This window comes from Deltaproteobacteria bacterium, from assembly GCA_020845775.1.
Taxonomy (GTDB): Bacteria; Bdellovibrionota_C; UBA2361; order SZUA-149; family JADLFC01; genus JADLFC01.
In genome coordinates this window covers 1-3,042 of the sequence record JADLFC010000022.1, presented here as the reverse complement: position 1 = coordinate 3,042, position 3,042 = coordinate 1, and the positions used below count along the sequence as shown (strand labels likewise).

The window sequence follows — 3,042 nt, the reverse complement described above, 5'->3', positions numbered from 1 at the left end:
GCCGCCGGAAGCCAGCATCTCTGAAGGCGTTATCATGCCCAAGACATCCTCTAGGTCGATCGACTTTGCATATTTTAGGTTTTTAAGTTGTATGGTTTTTAGGTTATGGTGTCAAGCTCGTTGCTACGAAAACGCCGCAAAGAGTGGGCTTCCGCCCTAATGGATTATCTCTCTACCGTATCCCAGCCTGAACAAGGAAATTGTTTGTCGTGTTTTTGATGTCCTGAACCAATGTTACGGGCGCTAGAGGATTTGCAAATTTCACAAAGGCCTGAGCCAACTCCCATGAAGCGTCTTTTAGGGCGGGGACGACATTGAGATTCGCATGTGTTGTAATATTCTTACCAAGTACCTTAATCGCCCCAGTGCTAATGCTGCTCGTCAGAATACCGTTTCCAAAAAGTAAAATATTTAACTTACTTTTTGGAAACGGTATTTGTTGTTTATTGGCAAGTGCTTACGCGCTTGCTGTTTCTACCATTTACAAAAATCCTTTTTGTAAATGGTAGAAAATGGGCGGATATCCTCGCTCACACTAGCTGAAAAGCTTTAATCCTATGATTTAAGCCGTTAACGAAACCAGGAGCGACTTTTTTCTCTGGTTGGCAATACGCTGGCAAGCTTGCAAAATATGCCATATTGACTTACGGTACCTGTGCTGGTAAAATATAATCGAAATGAAGCAAACGGGACAAAAGAAAATCACCTTATATGTGGCGGAAGATTTGCTACAAAGGGCACAGGAGGAAACCGGGGTTGGAATTTCCGATACCGTGCGCAAGGCGTTGCAGCTTATGGCAGCGAGTAGCTCGTATGAAGAGCTTAGAAAGTTGAGGGGGAAAGTGCGCTTGAATTTGGATGTTAATAAGTTGCGTGCTGACCGAAGATGGTAGCGATAGATACTAGCTCCTTGGTGGCATATCTTGCTAACCAGCGAGGAGAGGATGTTGAGCTAGTCGATTTGGCATTTGAACAAAAAAATGCAGTTTTCCCCCCTGTCGTGTTAACCGAGCTTCTTAGCGATTCCAATCTCAGCCGAGAAGTGCGCGAGCTTTTTCTAAGCATTCCAGTCTTGGAAACCTCAAATGGCTTTTGGAGTCGGGCCGGACTACTAAGAGCATCGATCTTAGCTAAAGGATTTAAGGCGAGATTAGCCGATGCCCTCATAGCCCAAAGCTGTATTGACCATAACGTTACACTTATTACCCGCGACCGCGATTTTAGGCATTTCGCGAAAATCGGTCGATTGCGGGTAATGGGGAGCGAGTAAGCAATGGAATGTGCGCTAAATCAGCTTGAGGACTGCTTCTGCTTTACTAGCTCTCTAACCGTGTGCCATAAGGCAGCGGGGTCATTGTAAATTCACCTCGGCAAGAAGGTTGTATACCGTTTCCAAAAAGTAAGTTAAATATTTTACTTTTTGTAAATGGTATAAAACGCAAACTCCTAATGTTTAACTCTGCAATAGGCAATTCCAAAAACGCATCCCGTCTTTATTTATCGTTTTCGAGAGCTTGCACCAACGACGAAGAAAATATTGACAACGCTACATATTTGCAGGCAAATTATGGAGCATGATTGAGAGAGTAATTAAGTTAGCAAAATCACATCATTTTTTTCTGTTTGGCGCTCGAGGGACGGGAAAAACTAGCCTGCTAAAGGAGCGATTTATTAACGAGAAGTGCCTTTATGTCGACTTACTAGATCCAGACGAAGTCGATGCCCTCTCGCTAAATCCAAAGGAACTACTTTTACGCATACGCGGTTTTGGCTCCAAGCTAGAATGCGTCATTATAGACGAAGTGCAAAAGGTTCCTAAGCTACTAGACATTATTCATCAACAAATCGAATCAACCAATGTTCGCTTTATTCTAACCGGCTCTAGTGCTCGTAAGCTTAAACGCGAAGGTGCCAATATGCTTGCTGGAAGAGCTTTTGTTTATTACCTCTATCCCCTAACCTCCGTTGAGCTCAAGGGTCGATTTGAGCTTACGGAGGCGCTAGAATGGGGGACATTGCCACTTCTTTATTCACTTAACGATGAATCGGAAAAGCGAAATTACTTGCGCTCGTACGTAAACACATACCTAAAGGAAGAAGTCACTCAAGAGCAGTTGGTGCGGAACTTAGATCCGTTTCGCCGTTTCCTGCAAGTGGCCGCACAAGATTCTGGCAAAATTATCAACTATGCAAAGATAGCAAGAGATGTAGGCGTTTCCATTAAGAGCGTTCAATCATACTTTCAAATACTAGAAGAGACATTAGTTGGTTTTCTTTTAGAACCTTTTCATGAATCCGTAAGAAAGCGACAGCGTGGAAATCCCAAATTCTATTTTATTGATACCGGAGTTAAGCGCGCTCTCGATAGAACGCTAACGGTAAAGTTACTGCCGCAAACATACGCCTTTGGGAAAGCATTTGAACAGTTTCTAATCGCTGAAATTATGCATTTGCAATCATACTGCGAAAAGGACTACGCTTTCTCCTATTTGCAAACACAAGATGGGGCAGAGATCGACCTAATAATTGAGCGGCCTGGGGACTCGCGCGCATTAATTGAGATAAAATCAACTGAGCGCGTTACCGAAGACGACATTCGCCACCTAAGTCGCCTAGCAAAGGATATCCCTAACAGTTCTCCTTACTGTTTTTCAAGAGACACTCATGCCAAAGAGATTCAAGGAGTGCTTTGCCTTCACTGGACAGAGGGCTTAAAAGCCCTAGGGCTGACTAACCTCTAAAATATTTCCATTTAATAGTAACGCAACCATTAGACCTAAGAGGCTAGCTACAAGCGAGCGCAAAAGAAATTTACTTACTGGTAATTGTTTTCCTATACCGTTTCCAAAAAGTAAAAATTTTTACTTTTTGGAAACGGTATAGCATGCTACTTAACTACTAGAGACCACAAATCTCCAACAAAAGCGGCAGTGGAGCCAGAGGCAGTCAGCCCCGAGCCTACCTCCCATCACATGCTCCTGCGAACACTCTTCCCTTATCCAAATACAAAATCCAGTAAACCAAATTTACTCACGATCCTGC

Annotated in this window: 3 protein-coding genes; all 3 read left to right on the top strand. The window is 43.4% G+C overall.

Going from position 1 to position 3,042, the window contains the following annotated elements; genetic code table 11:
* Positions 1 to 677 precede the first annotated feature (677 nt).
* The 3 genes from IT291_01305 (at position 678) to IT291_01295 (ending at position 2,741) form a co-directional block, all read left to right on the top strand.
* Positions 678 to 893, top strand: a complete 216-nt coding sequence (locus tag IT291_01305; GenBank protein ID MCC6219859.1) for a hypothetical protein — start codon at positions 678 to 680, stop codon at positions 891 to 893.
* Positions 887 to 1,270, top strand: coding sequence for a PIN domain-containing protein (locus tag IT291_01300; protein MCC6219858.1), 384 nt, complete (start codon positions 887 to 889; stop codon positions 1,268 to 1,270). The genes IT291_01305 and IT291_01300 overlap by 7 nt, the downstream gene beginning before the upstream one ends.
* A 304-nt stretch (positions 1,271 to 1,574) precedes the next feature.
* The gene (locus IT291_01295; GenBank protein ID MCC6219857.1) at positions 1,575 to 2,741 is read left to right on the top strand and encodes an ATP-binding protein; all 1,167 of its coding nucleotides are present in this window, start codon (positions 1,575 to 1,577) and stop codon (positions 2,739 to 2,741) included.
* Positions 2,742 to 3,042: the final 301 nt, after the last annotated feature.